12 protein-coding genes are annotated in these 23,196 nt (G+C 38.6%); 1 reads left to right on the plus strand and 11 read right to left on the minus strand.

Features of this window, described 5'->3' with window-relative positions; translation table 11 throughout:
• Positions 1 to 22 precede the first annotated feature (22 nt).
• The 9 genes from BQ7394_RS25195 to dinB all read right to left on the minus strand — a co-directional run bounded on the left by BQ7394_RS25195 (position 23) and on the right by dinB (position 15,707).
• Positions 23 to 3,301: a TonB-dependent receptor gene (locus tag BQ7394_RS25195; RefSeq protein WP_082212197.1), complete on the minus strand. Its 3,279-nt coding sequence runs from the start codon at positions 3,299 to 3,301 to the stop codon at positions 23 to 25.
• Between the two features lie 238 nt (positions 3,302 to 3,539).
• Positions 3,540 to 4,559, minus strand: a complete 1,020-nt coding sequence (locus tag BQ7394_RS25200; RefSeq protein WP_075559907.1) for a FecR family protein — start codon at positions 4,557 to 4,559, stop codon at positions 3,540 to 3,542.
• Between the two features lie 70 nt (positions 4,560 to 4,629).
• Entirely contained in the window at positions 4,630 to 5,223 is a 594-nt protein-coding gene (locus tag BQ7394_RS25205; RefSeq protein WP_075559908.1) for an RNA polymerase sigma-70 factor, read from the minus strand.
• Between the two features lie 214 nt (positions 5,224 to 5,437).
• Positions 5,438 to 7,876 carry a beta-L-arabinofuranosidase domain-containing protein gene (locus BQ7394_RS25210; RefSeq protein ID WP_075559909.1) on the minus strand — a complete coding sequence of 813 codons (2,439 nt, stop codon included), beginning with the start codon at positions 7,874 to 7,876 and terminating at the stop codon, positions 5,438 to 5,440.
• 13 nt (positions 7,877 to 7,889) lie between these two features.
• Positions 7,890 to 9,452, minus strand: a complete 1,563-nt coding sequence (locus tag BQ7394_RS25215) for a RagB/SusD family nutrient uptake outer membrane protein (protein ID WP_075559910.1) — start codon at positions 9,450 to 9,452, stop codon at positions 7,890 to 7,892.
• 17 nt (positions 9,453 to 9,469) lie between these two features.
• Positions 9,470 to 12,760 carry a TonB-dependent receptor gene (locus tag BQ7394_RS25220; protein ID WP_082212199.1) on the minus strand — a complete coding sequence of 1,097 codons (3,291 nt, stop codon included), beginning with the start codon at positions 12,758 to 12,760 and terminating at the stop codon, positions 9,470 to 9,472.
• Positions 12,761 to 12,855: 95 nt separating this feature from the next.
• Positions 12,856 to 13,848 (minus strand): FecR family protein, encoded by a 993-nt coding sequence (locus BQ7394_RS25225; RefSeq protein WP_075559912.1) that lies wholly within the window; start codon positions 13,846 to 13,848, stop codon positions 12,856 to 12,858.
• A 62-nt stretch (positions 13,849 to 13,910) separates the two neighbouring features.
• Positions 13,911 to 14,528: an RNA polymerase sigma-70 factor gene (locus BQ7394_RS25230; protein WP_235848818.1), complete on the minus strand. Its 618-nt coding sequence runs from the start codon at positions 14,526 to 14,528 to the stop codon at positions 13,911 to 13,913.
• Between the two features lie 84 nt (positions 14,529 to 14,612).
• Positions 14,613 to 15,707 (minus strand): DNA polymerase IV, encoded by a 1,095-nt coding sequence (dinB, locus tag BQ7394_RS25235; protein WP_262497561.1) that lies wholly within the window; start codon positions 15,705 to 15,707, stop codon positions 14,613 to 14,615.
• 235 nt (positions 15,708 to 15,942) lie between these two features.
• Between dinB and BQ7394_RS25240 the strand changes: the two genes are divergently transcribed.
• Positions 15,943 to 20,205 (plus strand): cellulase family glycosylhydrolase, encoded by a 4,263-nt coding sequence (locus BQ7394_RS25240; protein ID WP_075559914.1) that lies wholly within the window; start codon positions 15,943 to 15,945, stop codon positions 20,203 to 20,205.
• A gap of 60 nt (positions 20,206 to 20,265) precedes the next feature.
• On the opposite strand, the gene BQ7394_RS25245 is transcribed toward BQ7394_RS25240, so the two are convergent.
• Positions 20,266 to 21,753: a UxaA family hydrolase gene (locus BQ7394_RS25245; protein ID WP_075559915.1), complete on the minus strand. Its 1,488-nt coding sequence runs from the start codon at positions 21,751 to 21,753 to the stop codon at positions 20,266 to 20,268.
• Positions 21,753 to 23,192 (minus strand): tagaturonate reductase, encoded by a 1,440-nt coding sequence (locus BQ7394_RS25250; protein ID WP_075559916.1) that lies wholly within the window; start codon positions 23,190 to 23,192, stop codon positions 21,753 to 21,755. The genes BQ7394_RS25245 and BQ7394_RS25250 overlap by 1 nt, the downstream gene beginning before the upstream one ends.
• Positions 23,193 to 23,196: the final 4 nt, after the last annotated feature.

Raw genomic sequence — 23,196 nt, forward strand, 5'->3', positions numbered from 1 at the left:
CTTTTTATTGTTATTGATAAATTCAGAATGTCAGATTAATACCAATGGAATGTGTTTGTACTAAAGGATAATGGGAGCCTCTTCCTTCCGGAGATTCCGGATCTACACCTATCATTAAATTATCGATGGTGAAAAGATTCTCACCGGAATAATATATTCTCAGATTAGATAGCCCGGACGGTTTTATCCATTTAGAAGGGAAAGTATAGCCTAATTGAATACTTTTCATTCTCAGGTAATTTGAGTTTTGTATCCAGAATGTAGAAACAGTGTTTATTGAATAACTGGGTGAATCTAATGCTATCCGGGGCATTTTCCCATTGAGGTTTTCTGTAGACCATGCATCAAGCCATGCTGTTGACGGGTGGGTGACATCTCCTCCGAATTCTCCATACATTTGTGTACTAAAAAAGCGTGAGACTCCGGCAGCACCTGTAAATATAGCTGAAAGATCAAATCCTTTCCAACCGACATTAATATTTAATCCATAAGTGAATTTGGGATCTTTGGTACCACAGATAATGCGATCCTCTGAAGTCATTTTGCCATCACCATTTGTGTCTGCATATATAAGATCTCCTGCTTTAAAGTCTGAGGTAAACGGATAACCTTCTTTTCCTTTGTATTTATCCATATAGGCTTGTGCTTCTGCATCTGATTGGAAAAATCCATCTGTTTTATATGCATAGTATGAGTTGATAGGTGATCCTATTTGTTTGATGGTATTCCCATCTATCATGCGTTGTACACCTCCCAGATTCAGAATTTTATTCTGATTGTATGTGAAATTACCATTAACCGATAAACTCCAGTCATTCCATCTGTTATTGTATCCGAGGGAGATTTCGATACCCCGGTTTACCATGGCACCTACATTGTCTTTATATGCGCCTAACGCAAACTCAGAAGGAACGGGGACATCCATGATAATATCTGTTGTTTTACGATCATAATAATCCATAGAGAAGTTTATTTTATTCACTAAACTCATATCAAGACCAATACCCCATGTACGCGCTTTTTCCCAGGAGATAGTTGAAAGTCTGTAGTTTTCTTGATAATATCCTGTGTATAAGTTATTGTTGAACGGATAGTTTGCCCCAATCGAATAGGTATTCATCCAGGGATAATAATCATTTAATGCATCTTGGTTACCAAGAAATCCCCATGATCCCCTTATTTTCAGATTATTCATCCATTCCCGGGTGTTTTCCATAAAATCTTCTTCACTTAAACGCCATGCGGCTGATAAAGAAGGGAAATAGCCCCAACGATTGTCCGGACTGAAACGGGAAGAAGCATCTGCTCTGAAGTTTGCTTCAAATAAATATTTACCATTATAGTCATAATTAATACGTCCAAAATAAGATAACATAGCTAACTCTCGCGTGAAACCACCATTCGTCTGTGTAGATGCGGTACCAGCATTCATGTCTGTAAGGTCGTTGTTGGGAAAATTTTTACGGAACATCGTATTTTCATAATAATTATACTTTTCCAAATGATAACCTAATAATATTTTTAATCCATGCAGGTTGAATTTTTTATCATAATTCAATAAAACGTCCAGATTTGAACGATTCCAGTTATAAACTGTTTCCGTTAATTCGTTTGGCCCATGGTATTTAGTTGGATTATATTGAATGTCTTTTACGAAAGATTTATGATGTTGATTATTTGTTGCATATGCTCCCTGTACAGATGCTTTAAGTCCATCTATAATCTGGTAATCTACAGCGACAGTTCCGGAAAAATTCTGGATATTATTATCTACTGTCTGGTCTATATCTAACCAGGCTATAGGATTTCCGTCTGAAGTGCTACCATAAGTGCCATCCTCGTTTTTATAAGGAATCCAAGGTGCTACTATATTTACTTCACGAATCAGCAAATCAGAACTACCGGGTATAGTACAACTGTTTGGATCGGAATATGTATTATTGAAATAGGACATATTCATTCGGACATTTAATCTTTCTGATAGTTTTATATCCAGATTTGTCCGGGCATTGAATTGATTTCTGGATGAATTTCTCAGGACTCCTGATTGGTTTAAATACCCTACGGAAGCCAGATATTTTATATTATCAGTCCCACCACTGACATTAACATTATGTTGGTGTTGTACTCCTGTTCTGAATGCGAGATCCTGCCAGTCTGTGTTAGGATATTTATAGGGCTCAGAGCCGTCTCTGAATTTTTGTATTTCTTTTTCATCGAAACGGGGATTTTTCCCTTCTGCCACTAAAGCTTGATTATACAATGTAGCATAATCGGCGGAAGAAAGGAGATCAATCATTGCAGTAGGATTCTGAATACCTACATATCCATTATAGGAAATTTGAGGTTTACCTGTTTTTCCTCGTTTAGTGGTTATTAATATAACCCCGTTTGATGCTTTGGATCCATAGATAGCCGCAGAGGAAGCATCTTTTAAAACAGTGATACTCTCTATGTCATTTGGATCAATAGAATTCATTGAACCACTTTCTATTCCGTCGATAAGTACGTAGGGGTCAGATGAGTTTAATGTTCCTACACCACGGATTCTGATAGAACCATTGTCTTGTCCGGGACGTCCTTCTGAAGTGGAGACAGTTACACCGGGCATTAATCCCTGTATTCCGGATGAAATATTTGTAATGGGACGGTTGCTTAGTTCTTTACTGTCTAATTGAGCGACAGCTCCGGATAAATTAGCTTTTTGTTGGACACCATATCCAACAACAACGACTTCTTCCAATTTTTGAGAATCTTCCTGTAATTCAATATTGATTATTGAATTGTTATCTGTTTTTACTTCCTGAGTATTATAGCCTATATAGGAAATGACAAGAATTGCATTTGTGGCTGTTTCTAGTTGAAAACGACCGTCTATATCGGTGATAATGCCGTTGGTTGTTCCTTTTTCCACGATGTTTGCTCCAATGACTGGTAGCCCGTCGGGATCGGTGACCGTTCCTGTTATTTTCTTTTTCTCAGTTTTCGATTGATTAGAAAGCAGATCTTTCTGAATGATGATATTCTTATTCTTGATCTCATATGAAACTTTTTGACCATGTAGTATTTGTTTTATCACCTGATCTACTGTTCCATTCTGTACATCTACCTGAATGACTTTCTGTGTGTCTACATCCCCGGAAGCAAAAACAAAGGAATAACCGTTTCCTTCCTTCAATGTTTCCATGGCCTTTTTCACTGTTACATTATTTAATTTGAGGTTGATATTCTGCGCAAATGCAGTCAAATTAATGCATAATACTGCCAGGACCATATATATGGCCTTCTTTTTAATTTTCATAAGTAATTAGAATTAATTGTTTTAAACAAGAAATCTTAATACCGGAAGTAAAGTTTTATTATATTTGTCATTACTTTCGGAAACTCGCAGAGATAGAGTCCGGAAACTTGAATCGGGAGATTGTGCAGATCTTCCGGTTCTTTTTTATTTTGGACTCTGTTCCTTTTACTAACCAGCGTCTTTTCTTTTCATATAAATTCAATTTTAAAGTTAATAATACAGTTATCAATAAAAGCTTTTATTTAGTATATAGTTGTATGTCTTTACCATTTACTTTGTATTCAAGTTTGCCGGTTGAGGCTAACATATCCAGTATTTCCTGGATCGTTTGTTCTTTCCGTAAGAAATTCCCGTAAAAACGGAATGTTTTTAAAGACTCGTCTTTTATATAGATTTTTACGTTGTAACTTCTTTCCAACTCTTTGATGATATCCGGCAATAATTCTTCATCGAAGAAAAGATAATCGTTAGTCCATTCTGCAGCATAGCGTACTTCTGCCGGGGAGACTTTTAATTGACCGTCTTTTTTATTCAGTATAGCTTTCTGATCGGGTTCCAGATAACATAGGTCATTGTTTTTCAGATAATTTGTTAGGCGGACTTTCCCTTCCAGCAAGCTGACTGAAATTTCCTCATCTTCCGGATAGTTCCTGAAATTGAATTTGGTACCCAACACCCGTAGCTCCAACTCTTTTGTCTTGATCTCGAAAGGTAATTGCTCATTTTTAGTGACTTCAAAATATCCTTCACCTGCCAGTTGCAGTTTTCGTTCGGCGACACCGAAGCCTTGTGAATAGGTGATTTTCGAGCCGGCATTCAACCATACCAATGTGCCGTCCGGGAGGTATAATTTGGTTTTCGAGCCTAGAGGAGCTTCTATCACCATCTCGGCAAATTGTTTCTTGACCTGTTCGGAACCACTCCAATAAGAGGCGAAAGAAATGAGACATAAAAGAGCAATTGCTGCTGCCGCATACATATATTTGTGCAGAGGATATTTTTTGATCACTTTTTTCTCTGCTGCTACCTGGGTTTTGGAAAGGAACCGTTGGAATGCTGTTTCTTTATCGTATCGTGTTTCTTCATTAGCTCCGATCGTAGAGAACCAAACTTCCCGTATCTGTCGGAAATATTTTTGGTTTTCCGGAGAAGCCTTGAGCCAATCTTCGAGCTCGGTTAACTCCTCTGTTCCCAAACCTCCTGAAAGGTAATTTGTGATCAGTTCGTCTATTCTGGTATGTATGTTTGTAGCTTTCATTTTTTCGTTCTCTTGTATATATGACAGTTAGAAAAGGAGAGAGGGTAGTGCGTTCGGATAATTTTTTCAATTAAATCCAAAAACAGCATATGAGCAGGAGCAAATACTTACTTAGATCAGCACTTAGGCGAGATATCGCATTTTTTATATGATATTTTACCGTATTGACGGAAATGCCGAGTTCTTCAGCTATTTGTTCATATCGTTTTTCTTCGAAGCGGCTTTTTTTGAATACAACTTTACATTCTTCAGGAAGTCTGTCTATGGCATTCCTAATCTCTTGTTCGAGCTCATTCTCCAGCAATCGAGCCAGCGGGTAGTCGTCGGATGGGAAGACAGAATTTATCCACTCATTTTGCTGGTCGATGACTGAAAAGCGGACTTCTCTTTTTTCTCTTTCCAGGTTCAGATAATTTATACAACGGTTACGGACAGCCTGAACCAAATAACTGCGCAGGGAGGTGGTAATTTCAAGGGTATCTCTTTTCTCCCAAAGATGAAAAATAATATCGTCGACAATACTTTCAGCCAGAAAATCGTCTTTCAGGAATTCATAGGCAATCTTACATAACAGTACATAATGATGATCATATATGTATTTGTATGCTTGATTATTTCCTGATTTCAGGGAATGAATCAAATGTAGTTCTTCCTTTTTTTCCATATAATTATCCGTTCTCCCTGTTTCTGAAAGATGCATTGTCGCAAATATACACGATTTATATAAATCTCAGTTAGTATTTGGAGAAAAGAGGTGGGTGTTTTTTATTATTGGTCAAAAGGCTGTAAATATATTTGTATTTAATCATTATTATTTTCTATAGTAGGTTTAAGTGGCAAAAGCCAGTTGCTATTTATAGTGCAACTGGCTTTCAATATTAAAAGTAGAAAGAATAATTCGGGAATTTACGAGGGTTTGTGGTTGTCTTTAAAGCAAAAACAGTGCCTGCTTTCTTTTGAGGTTGTGATTGGAAACTAATAGTAACTTTATCTTTTCCCATTGTCAGATTTTCTGGTAATTCATAGGTTACTTCATAAAAAGTGACAGGATGTTTATCAAATAGATTCTCAGTTGCTATTCGTGTTCCATTTACCAGAATATCAAATACATGATCTTTGGCTTCATTTCCCCAATAGGTTACAACCAGATAGTTTTTCTTGTTCTTATCAAGTTTCATATCATAAGAAAACCATCCTGCAGCTTCTCGTCCCCATCTTGTTTTTTCCCAGGTATTAAAACCTAATGCAGGAGAATGACCGGCTTGATAAGTTAGTTGTGTATTTTCTCCTTTCATATTATGTGCTTTTTCATCTGCTTTATATGAAGGACGTAATTCATCAATAATTATCTTATTCCTTAATGACATTTCATCTGGCGTATACATTTTTAAATAAAGAGTATACCGTTGATGATGAGTCAGGTAATAGGGGAGAAGTTGAATCTCTTTTTTTTCTCCTTGCAGGTAGCCGACATTAACCGTTTGATATTCCATCGGTTGTTTGTTCGTAGGTTTCAACCAGCTATCCAGGTCTGCTTTATTTACCAATAGAGTCGGAATATCATTCAGTGGAACAAAAGTGTTATTGTCTCCAGCATATTTTACCCGGTCTTTGGGCATATTGTCAGTACCTAACACACCGGCATATACAATAGGCCCTTTTAATATAGCATTCATGTAAGGATCATCTTTAGAAGGTTCCAGACGAAATGTCTGTGGTAATTCTACCGTTATTTCATCACCTGTTTTCCAGTCTTTGTTCAGGCAGATATATTCACCGGGTTTTGTGTCGACAGGAATCGATTCTCCATTGATCTGTATACTGACTGTACTTTCTATCCATGTTGGATAACGAAGATAGATCGGATTGTTATATCCTTTGTTTTCTGTTATCTTAAGAATTACTTTATCCTGTTCAGGGAAGCTTGTTTCCTGTCTAAGTTTTAGACCTTTCTCTTTCCAGTTCAATTCTGAAGGAATAAAAAGATTAACGTATAGAACCTGATTGTTATTGAAATAAATGCCTTCTCCGTACTTGGAATGGTTTTCCATACCCGTTCCGACGCAACACCAAACGCCTTCAATATTGAAGCGATCACTATAGGATTTAAAACCTCCGGGTAGAGTTGATGTATAATAAGTGACTCCTCCTGAGTGTGGATCTTGTGAAGCCAGGATATGGTTATATAAAGCCCGTTCAAAATATTCCATATGTTTAAGATCGCCTGTACTTTCGAATGTGTTCAATGCCACTTTTAGCATGTTGTATGTATTACATGTCTCACTGGAAGTATATCCCAATCGTTTAGTGGTCTCTCCTGGTTTTCCAAAACGTTCGTAACAACTATTACCACCGATACAATTGATATGATTATTATAAGCCATTTCTAGGAAATTTCTTGTTGCCTTACCACTCACTTCGTCTCCGGATAATTGATATTGGCGGGCTGTCCCTTCAAATGTAGGAACTTGAAAGTTTGCATGGCGACCATATAATACATCTTTATTATCAGCAATATTCAGGATCACTTTCTGATGATTGAACTTCATAGAGGTTTCCAGATATTTCTTATTTCCTGTCACTGCGTATAGATCAGCATAAACAGCATTCATTCCTCCATGTTCAAGATCAAGAAATCCATCAAATAGGTCGGGGTTGACTTTTAGAACAAATTCGGCAAGCGGATCGGCGTCTTCAATCCACAAATGGAGGGCATTTGAATTGTTACAATATAAATATGCGTCTCTATAAGCGGCATGTACTTTATGTATTCCATAAAAAACATTTCCACAATTTCCTCCCCACGGATATCCGGCATCATCGGGTTTGTTAAGAAGAAGTTCCCCATCCAGTAATTTCTCAAAAGGATAGCTTTTCTTTTCACCTTTAGCTTTCTGTAATGTTTCTTTCTTTTGTTTGATTGTTGCCAGTTCGTTAATAATGTAGTTTACTCGATTCAGATATTCAGTATCCCCTGTTTGGGCATACATAAGGGATATACCCGAAATGTAATGAGGAAGATCACCTGGACGGGTACCTTCCGGTTGATTCGATCCGGGATAACTCCCTTTTTCCGGTAATCCAACCTCTTTACGAGCCTTGTTTAGCATCCTTTCCACATCCATGTCGAGAAGATATTGCTGAGATACTTTCATGGCGTTGTAGAATGGACTACCGGGAAGGAGCCGTACATCTGATAAGCAAAATGTTTGCCATACTTTTGGCTTTTTGCTGATTACAACAGTTTTTTTATCGATTTCTCCTCCCAGAATCATCTGGGAGAAGAATAGCAAAATGAATAAATAGGTGTTTCTCATTATAAATAATTTTTTAATCTGGATAACCAGGATTCTGTTTTAAATTAGGATTGGCCACTCGTTGAGCAGATGGTATTGGGAATAAATTCAGGTTTACATTGTTACTGGCTTCGTGGAAAGGCCATGAACCTTTGATAAAGTTATTATCGAAACGTATTAATTGAGTGCGTCTCATACCTTCTGTGGCAAATTCCCACCCCCATTCCTGTAACATACGTCCGAATCGTACCGGGACATTATTCACATTGATTGTAGCTGCTAATTCTGCTCCTGTTACAGGATGAGGTGTGTCAAATGCTCTTTCCCTCACTAGGTTAACCAATGATGCTGCTTCGTCAGCATTCCCTCCGGTTCGTAAAATACACTCAGCTTTGGTAAATAACACTTCAGCATATCGCATGCTTTGAAAGTCGTTATCGCAAGAAGCTCCGATCTGGTTCATTTTGGGTAGATATTTACCATTTCTATATCCATCCAGTTCTTTGGCATCAGTTAACGATGTTATTTCTTTCCGGTAAGACAAAGGAACATCGATACCTCCTTCTTTAGCTGTAAGTACATTACCTCGCGGATCTTTTTGTACTCCAAAAAGAAAACTACCTTCAATCCGCTTATCGTCCGGATCGTAAGAGTCGATGAAAGAATGTAGGACACAGACTCCGTTATGACCTCCGAAATTGATTGCATCCCATCTTTTGTTCTGTCCTCCGATAAAGGTCATTTCACAGAAGACATACATACCGAGTCCCTGCACATTATCCATGGGATATGCAAAAATGTTTTCGACACTACCTTCATTGTTAGGCACAAAATTATCTTCAAAGACAGGTAATAGTTCATATTGTCCTGAATTAATGATGTCATCGCAAAGTTTAATTGCTTCGGCATATCTATTTTCTCCTATGCTTGCTTCTGCGTTTAAATATAAACGGGCAAGAAGCATTTTACCTGACCATTTGTTCATTTTACCATAAGTGGATACTTTATCTTCACTTGCTTTATCGATGTTTTCCAACAATTCTTTTTCTATAAATTTATAGATATCTGCGCGTGAGGCTGTTTCCGGAAGCCAACCGTCAGGAACATCATATTTGTCAACAAGTGGTACGTTTCCAAAGATATCGAATAAATAATAATACCACATAGCTCGTACTATTTTTATTTCAGCAATCATCTTGTCTTTGTTTGGTAAATCCAGACCTGATTCTTCTATCTGATAAAGAACGCGATTACAATTATTGACACCTGTATAAAGGATTTCCCACCACCGGGCGAATTGTGAATCGCCTGTCATCCAGGTATGTTTGTGTAAACGTTGGAAGATGCCTTCATCATACCATGCTCCGCCTATACGGGTAGGTATGATGGAAATATCTCCTGTAGCTTCGCTATCCCAGATAGAATGCCATTGGAGTATTTCTCTGAAATTTGCATAGATGGGGCCCATTGCCCTGTTTATATCATCTTCTGTTTTATAGAAATCTTTACTGTCAATTCTGCTGTAAAGCGTTTCATCCAGATTTGTACAACTGGCTATCACCAGGAGTAAAAGATTTAATAATATGTATTTTTTCATGTTTCTTTCAATTTAAATTAGAATGATAAATTAACACCAAATGTAAAGGTACGAGTTGTAGGATATATTTCTCCTCGTCCGGCAATAGAACCGGCTGTTCCCGGATCAAGTACACTAGATCCTGTAAGGCTTACTTCGGGGTCGAGTCCGGAGTACTTAGTGAAGGTAAATAGATTCAAACCTGAAGCATATACGCGTAAGTTTCTGATTTCTTTACATGGTAACTTAAAGGTATAACCTAGTGTAATATTATCGATCTTAACAAAATTACCATTTTCAATATAATAATCCGAGTAAACAGGAGAGTCCCATATATAAGATTGCATACCTTTCGGTATTTCAAGTGCTTTCTTTGTCATATTTGTTCCTGCTTTGGCATGTTGTGCCTGTGTAAATCGCATATCATAACGATTTAATACCTGGAACAGGAATGAACCGCGGGCTGAGATTGTCAGGTCGAAATTTTTATAAAAAATAGTGGTACTTAAACCGGCATTGATTTTGGGTATACCATTACCGGTGATTGCTTTGTCTTCTTCTCCAATCTTATCAGCTGTAGTCGGCTTGTTATCTTTATCATAAAATAACCATTTTCCTTCAGGAGTCAAACCTGCATAACGCCAACTATAAAAGTTTCCGACAGGTTGTCCTTGTTCCAGTCTATGAGTATAAGTTTTCATAGGCTCTTCTGTATCACCTACTTGCACCCAGTCTTTTTGATACAAAGCGTTTGATAATGAGTTTACGACATTTTTGTTGTAAGAAAAATTACCATTGACAGACCATTGTAAATCTTTGTTTCTGATAGCATCATAATTCATAGATAGTTCTATACCCTTATTTGTGATTTTACCTACATTAGCCCAGGTATTGGCAACCAGGTTTGGTGGTACAGGTACCGGATAATTGAATAACAGGTCTGATGTTTTTCTCATGTATACATCAACGGAACCGGATAAGCGATTTTTGAATAAGGAGAAGTCTACACCGAGATTATATTCATTTTTAGTTTCCCATTTCAGGTCCGGATTGGGATTTGAGGTCGGAACAACCGATTGAACCCAATTCCCGTTAGAATAAATGATTTGTCCGTAATCCAACAGAGTAAGTGATAAATAGGGATCGTTAGGCATAGTTCCGGTTACTCCAAAACCTGCTCTCAATTTCAATGTATTGATAAATTCAACATCTTTTAAAAAGTTTTCTTTCTTTATTTCCCAACCAGCAGATATTGCAGGGAATAATCCCCATTTATTACTTTTACCAAATTTGGAGGAGCCTTCATCCCTTAAACTTCCCATAATGAAATATTTTTCATCGAAATTATAAGTAACACGGCCAAAGAAAGCAATCAGTTTGCTGCTATTTCTAAAACTTCCGAGAGTGGCTTTTCCATCTTTAATGGAACTGGCGGTGCCTATGTTCCAAGGACCAAATAAGTCTGTCGGAAGATTATCTGCATACATATTGGTATATTTATAATCGAAGTCCTGATAGCTATATCCTACCATTGCAGAAAAACGATGTTTACCGATAGCTTTAACATAATCTCCTGTAAGTTCCAGGGTTTTATCCATATTCAGGGTATTAGTTAATGTTGCATTTGGTAATGTTCCATTTTGGGCAAAAGAAGGATGTTTTTTTGTTCTTGAGGCATTGTATTCGGTGTCATATCTTTGCATGGCTCCCATAGCCGATATGTTTAACCCTTCGAAAGGAGATAAAGTTATTTTCCCACTAGCTAGAAGTCGATTCCATTCTTTTTCCCTGGTTTCTTCTTTTAATAAAGCGACAGGATTAGATGGCATTCCGTACGTATCGACATAGCTACCGTCTTCATTGTAAATGGGTATTGTAGGATTTCTTTGGATAGCTCCAACATATACACCTCTTTCTCCTACCAGATTGTCTTTTCCGGTTGCATTGTTGATATTTAAATTAATCTTCAGACGGTTATTGAACATCGCATGGTTGACGCTTGCTTTCACGTTTAGCTGATCTCTGTCTGAATTTAGAATGATCCCTTGATTTTGTTTATATGTGACGGAGGCTGAATAATTAGAATTCATATCACCTCCCCGTATAGACAGGTTATGAGATTGGCTTATCGGTGTTCTTAATATCTCATCAACATAATTGACGTTGTCTCCATAGTCTAAAATATTCACATTGTTTTCAATGAACTGTGGGTCGTTTTTTAGATTCTTGTATTCGCTTGCACTTAAAACGTCTATTTTGTTTTTAATTGTATTGACGGATAGGTAGCCATTGTAATCTAACGTCATCTTTCCGGAACCGTTATTTCTTTTCGTTGTTACAATTACGACACCATTAGTCCCTCTTGTACCATAAATAGCTGCGGCAGATCCGTCTTTCAACACATCGATACTTTCAATATCTTCAGGAGCAATAGCACTTAATACACCACCAGGAATACCATCGATAATGATGAGGGGAGCAGTGGAAGAAGAAAGAGTTGACACTCCTCTAAGCATCATTTGTATATCAGAAGTTGGGTCGCCGGAAGGATTTACTACTTGTAAGCCTGCTACTTTCCCTTGTATAAGTTGTTCTGCACTTTTAACCGAACCTTTTATAAAATCATCGGAGGTTACTTTTGATATGGAGGTTGTTATTTCAGATCGCCGTTGCTGACCATATCCGATTACAACAACTTCGTCGATCATCTTTGTATCTTCGATTAATCTGATATTTAAATTTGTTTGATTGGTAACAGTGACTTCTTGCATGTTATATCCTATGTAGGAAATAACAAGAGGTTCTTTCCCTGATATTTCAAGGGTAAAATTACCATCTGCATCAGATATAGTTCCGTTGGATGTTCCTTTCTCTACAACATTGGCACCGATAATGGCTTCTCCGGATTGATCTGTGACAGTACCTGTGATTTTCCGTTTTTGTTGTGTCGTGCTTGTTTCAGTACTTTTTTTCTCAAACAGATAAATTTTGCCATTTTTCACTTCGTAGTTCAAATTGGTACCACTTACAAGTTTGTCTAACGCTTGGTTGAGTTCTACATCTGTAACATGAATACTAATTCTACGATTCAGATTAACAATTTGTTTGCTATATGCCATGCTGAGACCCGTTTGTTGTGAGATGGCAGATAGTACAGTTTCTACTTTCACATTGTCGAGGGCAATGGAAACTTTCTGGGCAGAGGCTTTTGCGGTAAAACTTAATAAAGAGATTACCCAAAATAGAAATGTAAGTTTCATTGTATTCGGAATTTTCTTAATTAATAATAACAAATGCTTACTCTCTGATGTGAGATACTTTTTTTTCATCTTGTGTAATTTTAAGGTTGAATACTAGTGATGATAGTAGCATGCTTCTGAATAATTGACACATGTCTGAAAAAAAAGTATGAGTTGAATATTGTTTATTTCTTCAAAGAAACAGAGTAAGAGCTATTTTTCTGCTCTGTAAATCGCACAGGTGCAATCTTTTCTAATTCAGATAATATTTCCTGAACTTGTTTTTTGTGTGATGTAAGTGTATAGCTATATTTTAAAGTTGAAGGATCATTGATGATAAAGTTTATGTTGTACCATCGGGAAAGTGTTGCTATAACTTCAGACAAAGGAGTATTGTCAAATATGATCAGATTTTTTTTCCAAGCAGAAGCCTGTGTTATATCTTTGGATTTTGTAATCAGACATTTTTGAGTTATTTTATTATAAGTAGCTTTTTCCCCTGGTTTTAAAAAAGCAATAGATTGTATTTTATTACTGATAGATATTTTTCCAGTCTCAAGTGTAATGAGAATATCAGAGTCGCTTGAATATGCTTTTACATTAAAAGTAGTGCCCAGTACTTGTACATTTATGCTATTTAAATCAACAATAAAAGGACGTTCCTTATTAGAACTGATTTCAAAAAAGGCTTCACCCTCTAATTCTACTTTTCGTTCTGTGAAGCTGAATTTTCGGGGATATTTTATCCGGCTTTCTGAATTTAAGGAAGCCTTCGAACCATCCTGAAATACCAGTTGCATGCGTTCTCCTTTGGGCACGACTATTTCTTCATATCCAGCGTTATCAAACAGATCCACTTTTTTGTCGATATACCAGAATTGTCCTGTGAGTAAGAGTATAGGGATAAGTATGGCTGCAACTTTGAATAGGATACGTCCTCTCTGTTGTCTACGAATACGATTTATAATGAACTCGTACATTTCGGATGAAGGAATCGGGTGTTCTATATAATCTGATTCCTGCCTTAATGGAATATTTTTTAAATCGTTATCCATTAGCTTAGATAAAAAGGTTCCTCCTTCAGGAGTAGAGAACCAACGTATAACTTCTTTGGCTTCTTCCTGAGTTGCCGTATTATTCAGTGTATTATCTATTTTTCTTTTATCCGGGGTGTCCATATTGTTTGTTTTTTAATTGACATTTTATGTGTTTTGAAGTATGAATTAGATCCAGAATGCTCCTATCTGATTAATAAATAGGTTATTAACAGTAGTGTCTTGTCGAAATTATTACGTAGTATTTTGATCGCCTGAGCGTAATGTGTTTTGACTGTTGGTATCGATATTTGCATTTTCTTTGCAATTTCCTGATTGGAGAGATTTCCTTGTAATTTGTATAGACAAACTATTTTTTTCTGTTCAGGTAGACCATTGATTGCATGATACAATGCTATCATCTGTTCTTTTTCTTCTAATCGGGATAATATTTCGTTTTCATATTCGATCGGTGATTGTGCCATTTCGTAGTTTTTTTCGAGAGCAGTCAAATTATTCCTGATTTCGTTCAGTGTATAATTTTTAAGCATCGTATGTAAGTAATTTTTTAAATTGACGTTGATTATTAATATCTCTCGGATTTCCCATAGTTTCAGGAATATTTGTTGAACTATATCCTTCGCTACATCCTTGTCTTTAAGATATTTGTAAGCTAATACATAAAGCAGTCTGTTATACCGGTTATAAATTACCGTAAATGCATTTTCATTACTCCTTTTTAAAAGGGATAATAACTGTTCGTCAGTATATTCTAAAAATGTGTTATATTGGTTGTACATCTTTTGTTTTTCATTTGCTAGCATTTGATTTTCCGAAAAGGAACAAAATATTCATATATAACATGACACATGAAAACGAGAAAAGGATGATAAAAACTGAATTTATTTTTAGTGATTGATCACTTTCCAATCATTAAACTCCAAACTTAACTGTTTCCATCTTTCTTTTTCTATTGTTTCTTCCCGTTCTTCCTGTGGGTTTGAAACAGAAAGGCCAAGTAGGCGGATCGGGTGTGTGGCGTAATTAACCTCTTTCAGTAGCTGTTTGGCTAACGGAAGGATTTCATTGAGGGTGGTTAGTTCGTGGAGTTGTGTGATACTTTTCGTTTTGAGGGTGAAATCATGGAATTTGATCTTTAATGTGAGGGTGTTACCTTTGAACCCCGTTCGTTGCAGGCGGCCGATCAGTTCGGTCGCTACATGGTAAAGCTCGATGATGACGGACGATTGGAGGGAAATATCTTTTTCCAGCGTATGTTCGCATCCTACCGATTTGCGGATACGCACGGCTTCGACCGGGCGCAGGTCTATTCCGCGGGAACATTCATAATACAGGAAGCCGGCTTTCCCGAACTGGCGGGTAAGCATTTCCAATGAGCATTCCCTTAGCTTTTCTCCATTGTGGATACCCAACGTATGCATCTTTTTGGCGGTGACGGGACCGACACCCCAGAATGATTCGATGGGCAGGCGGGCGATAAAATCGAGAGCCTGTGCCGGATGGATCGTACAAAGACCGTCCGGTTTCCGGTAGTCGGAAGCAATCTTTGCCAGGAACTTATTATAGGATACGCCAGCTGAGGCGACCAGGTTCAGTTCCTGACGAATCTTTTGTTTGATTTCTTTAGCGATATCGACGGCTAGAAGCATTTGTTTTTTATTTTCTGTTACGTCGAGAAATGCTTCATCCAGTGAGAGAGGTTCTATGATATCTGTATATTCATGGAATATTTCATGGATCTGTGAGGAGACCTCTTTATATACATTCATTCTACCCGGAACGAAGATCAAGTGAGGGCATAATCGTTTAGCTTTTTGTGACGACATGGCGGAACGGACTCCATATTTCCGTGCTTCATAGCTGGCTGCGGCAACCACACCACGTTCTTCCGAATAACCGACGGCTAATGCTTTTCCCCGTAATTCCGGATTATCCCGCTGCTCGACTGATGCATAGAATGCATCCATATCTATATGTATGATTTTACGTTCCGTATAACCTCCTTTTCCTAAACAAAGATAGCTAAAAAAAGGAACATGCGGATATTTGCCTACTACTTATAAAATCCAAAATAAGTTTAATCGATTTCTGATATATTATAAATATGACGATATTTGTATTCGAGTAAAAAGAGTAAAAACCAAGTTGTTGCAGAAAATGTCCGCTTTTTAGTATGGACAATCATATGAGCACTTAAAAAAGAAGGTGTATCCACAAATGAAGAAAAGTATTTTATTAAGGTTGTTTATTATTGTGTGTTTATTGACAGGGTATTGGGGAATGTTCGGGGTACAAAGTATAAAAGCTGATATCAATCAGCTTCCGGAGCATAACAAGGATGTGTATGACGAATTTATTCCAATATATAGTTCTTTATTTGGTAAAATAAATAGTTTAAGTACTTCTGATAATTGGGGACAGACTACTATTTTATCTGAATTTGAGATTCAAGGGGGGAATAACATTCTTAAATTGGAATCATTCAACACTCAACCTATTTCTTTCTATGAGGATGCATTCCTCAGATCGGTAGTGACACATATAAATGTAGACCTATTTGTAGAACAAGAGATTAATTCTTTGGATGTTCGATTATTTGCTCCGAGAGATGAAAATGTAACTCTTCAATATGTAACAGGACCTTTATCCGCAGGGAAATGGCATACTTTGCAAATTCCATTGGTAGATTTTAGATTATTGGCGGGAGAAAAGGAGCCGGTAAAGATAACCTCATTACAATTCGGATTATCGGGGAATGAGGTAGGGACGACGACTTTCCTTGACAATATTTATTTCTTTAAGGAGAAAGGAATCGAAGCTGCTCCTATTCCTGGATATCAAAGTTCTAATGTTATAAATGTTTATAGTACGAAATATGGAACAGATACAGATTTTCAGTATTTAGCATGGGGGTGGGGTGATTTTAACAATGTCACACAAAAAGGGAAAACCTATGATACGGAAGGTAAGCCAGTTCTCAAATTTACCGATTTCTCTCTTATGGCGCTTCAATATAATCAAAATGATTGTCTGTTGGATATAAGCGGGAAAGACAGGCTTTCTTTGGTAGTTTGTCCGGAGACTGATATTGATTTATTGGTTAGGCCTATATTATATAAAAGACATGCCGGAACTCAGGCTGATGTCGGACATACGTATGGACCTTACTCATTGAGCGCGAATGTTTGGACTACTATTGACATCGATCTTTCTGATTATTATACACAGACGGGCGATAAACTGTCAGTCAGTGTTCTTCAACTTTTCTTAGAAGGTGATCTGGTAAATATATCACCTTCTACTTTTTATACAAATCATATCTATTTTTATAATAGTAATGACGTAATAGTAGAATCAGCTCCTGATTTTGCGGCTTATCTCCCTCCGGTTCGTAAAGCTAAAGATGTATTATCTGTATTTGGAGATTCATATATCGACAACGATTCGAAGATCGATGAGGTAACTTTTGTTACGGACTCCGACGGCGACCAGACAACAGATCCACAGGCCGCATTTATTGGTAATCGTGAAGTGAAGGCTCTAATCAATATGAATCATATACCGATTGAAGTTTCGGAAACGAATGTTAGTATTATGGATTATTTTCATATAGATGTATATTCAGAAGTAGAAGCAAATTTGACAGTTGATTTAATTGGAGTAGGAGATGATAAAGGCGGCCAAACCCATACCCTCTCAGCCGGGAAATGGACTCGGATAGATATGCCTAATCCGGTATCCGGTACACTACGCGTTGTTAATTTAACAATTAGCGAGAACGGTAAGGGTAAGAATATATTTATAGACAATATGTACTTTTACAAAAAGCAGAGACCTTTTACTCCAACCAACCTTGCCTTTTTTAACAGGCAACTCAGCCGGGGTGTCAATATTGGTGCTACATACGAACAAAATCCTGATTATGCGTGGAGCGACACATATATCCAGAAAATAAAAGCGAAAGGTTTTAAACACGTACGGTTGCCTGTCCGTTGGGATAACTATCCGACGGGAAATTATAGAAGTCTGGAAGAGGCTCCTTATAATATAAAGGCAGAGTTCCTGGCAGAAATACAGACTGTGATAGATAAGCTATTGGCTGCCGACCTGAAGGTCATACTAAATATGCATCATTACGATCCGTTGATGGATTTATCAGATACGGAACAAGAAAAAGAGATAGAACGTTTTCTTGCGCTCTGGGGGCAGTTAGCTGATTATTTTCAGAATTATGATGAACGATTGATTTTTGAAATATTGAATGAACCCCGCGATAATATGGATAGCAAATGGAATGAAGTCTTCCCGGAAGCTATCGCTACGATAAGGCAAGGAACTGAGTTCAGGAACGACAATAATAAAAATCGTGTTATCATGGTCGGTACGACAAATTGGGGAACAATCTATGGCCTGGAAGGTGAGAATGCTTTAAAATTACCGGAAAATGACGACCGTCTGATTGTAACGATCCATTATTATAATCCATTACCCTTTACCCACCAGGGGGCCGAATGGGTAAATCCGATGTATCCTGTCGGATTAAGATGGAATGATACGCAGAAAGAGCGGGATGCTGTCACTGCTGATTTTAAAAAGGTAAGAGCGTTCAGTCAAAAGAATAATAATGTCCCTATCCATATCGGAGAGTTTGGAGTTCATGAAAAGGCAGATATCGACTCTCGTCTTCTTTGGACGAACCATGTGGCACGGACAATTGAAAGTTATGGTTTTAGTTTTGCTTACTGGCATCTGACATCAAGTATATACAATACCTCAAAAGGGTATTATCCTTATCTGCCTGATGCATTGCTTACTTATAATATGCCTGCTAAAGCTGCGGAAATAAAGTTTCTGGACGAAAAGACTATTTATGATAGTAATGATTCGAAAGGGAAGAATTGGGCAGTATACAAAGGAGAGGGAGGACAGGTTGGTTCTACCCAATCAGATGGCGTGTTAACGATAAATATAGTAGACGGAGGTTCTGAAACTTACTCAGTTCAGGCTTTATTGGAAGGGCTTTCCATAGAGAAAAATGCAACCTATGAAGTTTCTTTTACCACAAAATCAACAGCTGGGGGTAGTGTAAGCTTTTCTACTTATGTAGGTTTAAATGGTAAGCCTTATACTCAATATGGGAGTTTATCATTTATACCAGGAACAACGGAGCAAACGTTTTCTTATACCTTTACCATGCATAACGAAACGAATAATTCGGCTCGCATGGCTTTTGATTTGGGTAAAGGAGGGGCAACAACAATTACTTTGAAAGATATAACGATAAAGAAAGTCATTGAAGTTATCCCACAGGCTCCAATGCCATCCAAAGATGCTGAAGAAACAATAAGTATTTTTAGTACTAAATATGCCCCGGACTTGTATGATCCGGCCAATAATTCTGCTCTGGATACGAATAACAAACGTATTATTCTATTCTCCGGTTTTGAGTCGCAGGAACTTCCTTTTGCTGAAATTTCTTCGGGAGGGAGACAAATGCTTCACATGGAAATATATCCGGGTAGTTGGTTTGATATAACAATAGTTGCAGCCAGAGGAGGAACGGTGTCGGTTACCAAGAGTTATAAATTGAACCCCCATACATGGAACAGCCTCGATATCGACTTGACTGATCTCTTTTCTAGAACAGGCGGGAAGATCAAGAGTATCAAATTATCCGGTGGAACAGGGGAAGAACGTAGAGTCTATCTGGATCATATTTACTTGTATCAAAAAGCGAGCGTACCGGATCCTGATCCGGAAGAAGAGGCTAAACCTCTTTCACCTGCCCCTACTCCTACGGCTGTGCAAGGAGATGTGATCTCTATATTCAGTGATTCTTATAAAGATGTTCCTTCCTCTTTAGATAAGGTAGATGGACAAACAACAGTTATTGATACTATTACAATCGACGGTATTTCTACCTGGAAACTGACCAATACGAATATGATGAGGCTTTATGTGGGATCATTGGATATGTCTTCCATGAAATATCTTCATCTTGATACCTGGTCTCCGGATACGGGGATATTGAATGTCTATCTGTCGGATGCCGTAAATAAGTCAGGAGTTATATCTGTATCGGTTGAAAAAGAAAAATGGAAAACGACTCAGACTCTTTTATCCAATTTGTCGGGAACATTTGATATGAAGAATATCAAGTATATTTGGATTGAAAGTCGCGTAGAAGGTACTTTCTATCTGGATAATCTTTATTTTTCGAAAAATCAAACGACAGGAAATGAGAATATCCATAATGAGGGCATCGTTTATAAACTTTCAAATGAATACTTAGTTATTGAGGCTACTGCCCCTGTTTCTTGTATAGAGATATTTGATGTTTCAGGACGTCTAATAAAGAAGGAATTGCCTATGACCCATGTTGGTACAGTCGATATTCATTCGATGAGTAAGGGTGTTTATGTTACACAGGTGGTTTGTTCAAATGGTAACAGGAAAACATTTAAATTTATAAAGAAATAAAAGTATAGTCTTTCTGTGTCGTATGTATCGTGAAGAATGATACATACGACATGGAAATAACTATAAAGTAACTCCGGATTTGAATATAGCAATCTCCCGATATCCTTTCCGTTCATTGTTGGTCTGTTTTCCTCCGGCAATATCCTGTATGAACCGGATAAACTGTTCGGTGAGGGGTTCCATAGCTTCGCCTTCTGCCAAAGTTCCGGCGTTAAAGTCGATCCAGCCGGGTTTGTTTTCTGATAAAGCGGTGTTGGTTGAAATCTTGACAGTGGGGATAAACGTTCCAAAAGGCGTTCCTCGTCCGGTGGTGAAAAGTACCATGTGGCAACCTGAGGCGGCTAATGCCGTGCTGGCTACCAGGTCGTTTCCCGGGGCGCTCAACAGGTTTAAACCTTTAGTGGATAAACGCTCTCCGTACGTAAGGACATCCTTGACTCCTGATTTACCTGACTTCTGTGTACAGCCGAGTGATTTTTCTTCCAGTGTAGAGATACCTCCGGCTTTGTTTCCGGGAGAAGGATTTTCATAGACCGGTTGTTTGTTTTCCAGGAAATAGGCTTTGAAGTCGTTGATGAGGCGGACGGTTTTGTTGAATAACTCTTCTGTACCGCAACGATTCATTAATAATGTTTCGGCACCGAACATTTCGGGGACTTCCGTCAAAACAGTCGTTCCTCCCTGTGCAACCAGAAAATCGGAAAATACACCTAATAGCGGATTGGCGGTAATACCGGAGAAACCATCCGAACCGCCGCATTTCAAACCGATACGCAGTTCGCTGAAAGGAACCGGCGTACGTTGGTCGGTTGAGGCTATGGCATATAATTCGCGCAGTAGCTTCATGCCTTCTTCCTGCTCGTCTTTCACTTTTTGGCAAATCATAAAGCGAACACGTTCCGTATCGTATTCCCCCAAAAACTCACGGAAAGTATCCGGCTGATTGTTTTCACAGCCTAGTCCGACTACCAGTACAGCACCGGCGTTCGGATGTTTTACCATATCCCGCAGGATTTTACGGGTGTTCTCATGGTCGTCACCTAACTGGGAACAGCCGTAATTATGGGGAAAAGCCACGATCGCATCCACACCTTTCCCATCCGTTTCCCGTCGGAGAGCTTCTGCTAGTTGGTTGACGATGCCGTTAACACAACCGACTGTCGGCAGGATCCATATCTCATTACGTATGCCGACTTCTCCGTTTTTACGTCGGTAGCCGTTAAAGGTCAATCCTCGGTCGGGAATATGCAATGTTGTGTCCTGTGGTTGCCAGGTGTAATCTTGTAACCCGTCCAGGTTTGTTTTTATATTTTTCTCGTTTATCCAGGCTCCGGCAGGGATATCGTTCCGCGCGTGGCCGATGGGAAAACCATATTTGATAACAAGATCACCGGTGGTGAAATCTTTCAAAGCCACTTTATGCCCGGTTGGGATCTCTTCCCGGATAGTGATCTGACGATCGCCAAGTTCAATCTGATCTCCGGCTGATAACGGGTCTATGGCAACGATGACATTATCGGCCGGATTTATTTGGATATACTTTTTCATCAGAGAATCTCTTTTACTACCTCTCTCATACCTTTTTCCTGAATCGCATCCAGGTAATAAATAACCCGCTCTGTTAACCCGGAAATTCGGTTGAGGTCTTCGCCCCAAATCTCATCCACTGCCAGGATATTTTCAGCCACGGTCCGTGTAGAGTTGGTTGCCCAAAGTTCTTTCATCAGGTATATTGTCTTCGGATCATCGTTGGGTACGATCTCGGTTCCGTCTTCACGTTTGCCTCCTTTATAATAGGTAAGGATTGCTGCCAGTCCCAATACAAGTCCTTCCGGCAAAACGCCTTTGCGTTTCAGGTATTCTTTCAGCCCCGGCAGGTCGCGTGTCTGGTATTTTGGGAAAGAGTTCAGCATGATGGAAGTAACCTGATGATCGACAAACGGGTTGTTGAAACGGTCCAGTACGTCATTTGCAAACTGTTCCAGTTCTGCTTTAGGCAGGTTCAACGTTTCCATCAGTTCTTCGAACATCACTTTGCGGATATATTTTCCGATCACTTCATCCTGGCAGGCCTCCCGTACGATGTTGATTCCGGAAAGGAAAGCAACGGGTGAAAGGACGGTGTGAGGGCCGTTCAGTAAAGTAACCTTTCTTTCGTGATAAGGAGCTTCGGAAGGAACGAACAATACATTCAGGCCGGCTTTATCGGCGGGAAATTCCCTGGATATTTCTTGTGGTGCTTCGATCACCCATAAATGAAATATCTCAGCCTGTACCACCAGGTTATCGTTATATTGGAGTTTGTCTTTGATGGTATCGATTTCTTTTCGTGGAAAGCCGGGTACGATACGGTCTACCAGCGTGGCATAAACACCACAGGCCTCTTCGAACCAGGTTTTGAACGCTTCGCCCAGTTGCCAAAGATCGATATATTGGTAAATTGTCTCCTTCAGCTTGTGCCCGTTCAGGAAGATCAGTTCGCAGGGGAAGATGATTAATCCTTTATTCTTATCCCCGTTGAATGTTTTGAAACGATGGTAAAGTAACTGCGTCAGTTTACCTGGATAAGAAGAGGCTGGCGCATCATCCGGCTGGCAGGACGGATCGAAAACGATGCCTGCTTCGGTCGTGTTGGAGATCACGAAACGCATTTCCGGCTGTTCCGCCAATTGTATGAATGCTTCGAAATCGGTGTAAGGATTCAGTGAACGGCTGATCACGTCGATCAGTTCAAGGCTGTTGACTGTTTCCCCTTTATCCAGGCCCTGTAAGTTGACATGATACAGGTTGTCCTGTTGGTTCAATATGTCGACCATCCCGTTTTCAATAGGTTGAACTACCACAACATTACTGTTGAAATCCGTTTTGGCATTCATATTCCAGATGATCCAGTCCACAAATGCTCGAAGGAAATTACCTTCTCCAAACTGTATGATACGTTCCGGACGGATAGTGACCGGAACGTTCTTCCTGTTTAATTCTTTCATTTTA

This window comes from Parabacteroides timonensis (assembly GCF_900128505.1).
GTDB lineage: Bacteria > Bacteroidota > Bacteroidia > Bacteroidales > Tannerellaceae > Parabacteroides > Parabacteroides timonensis.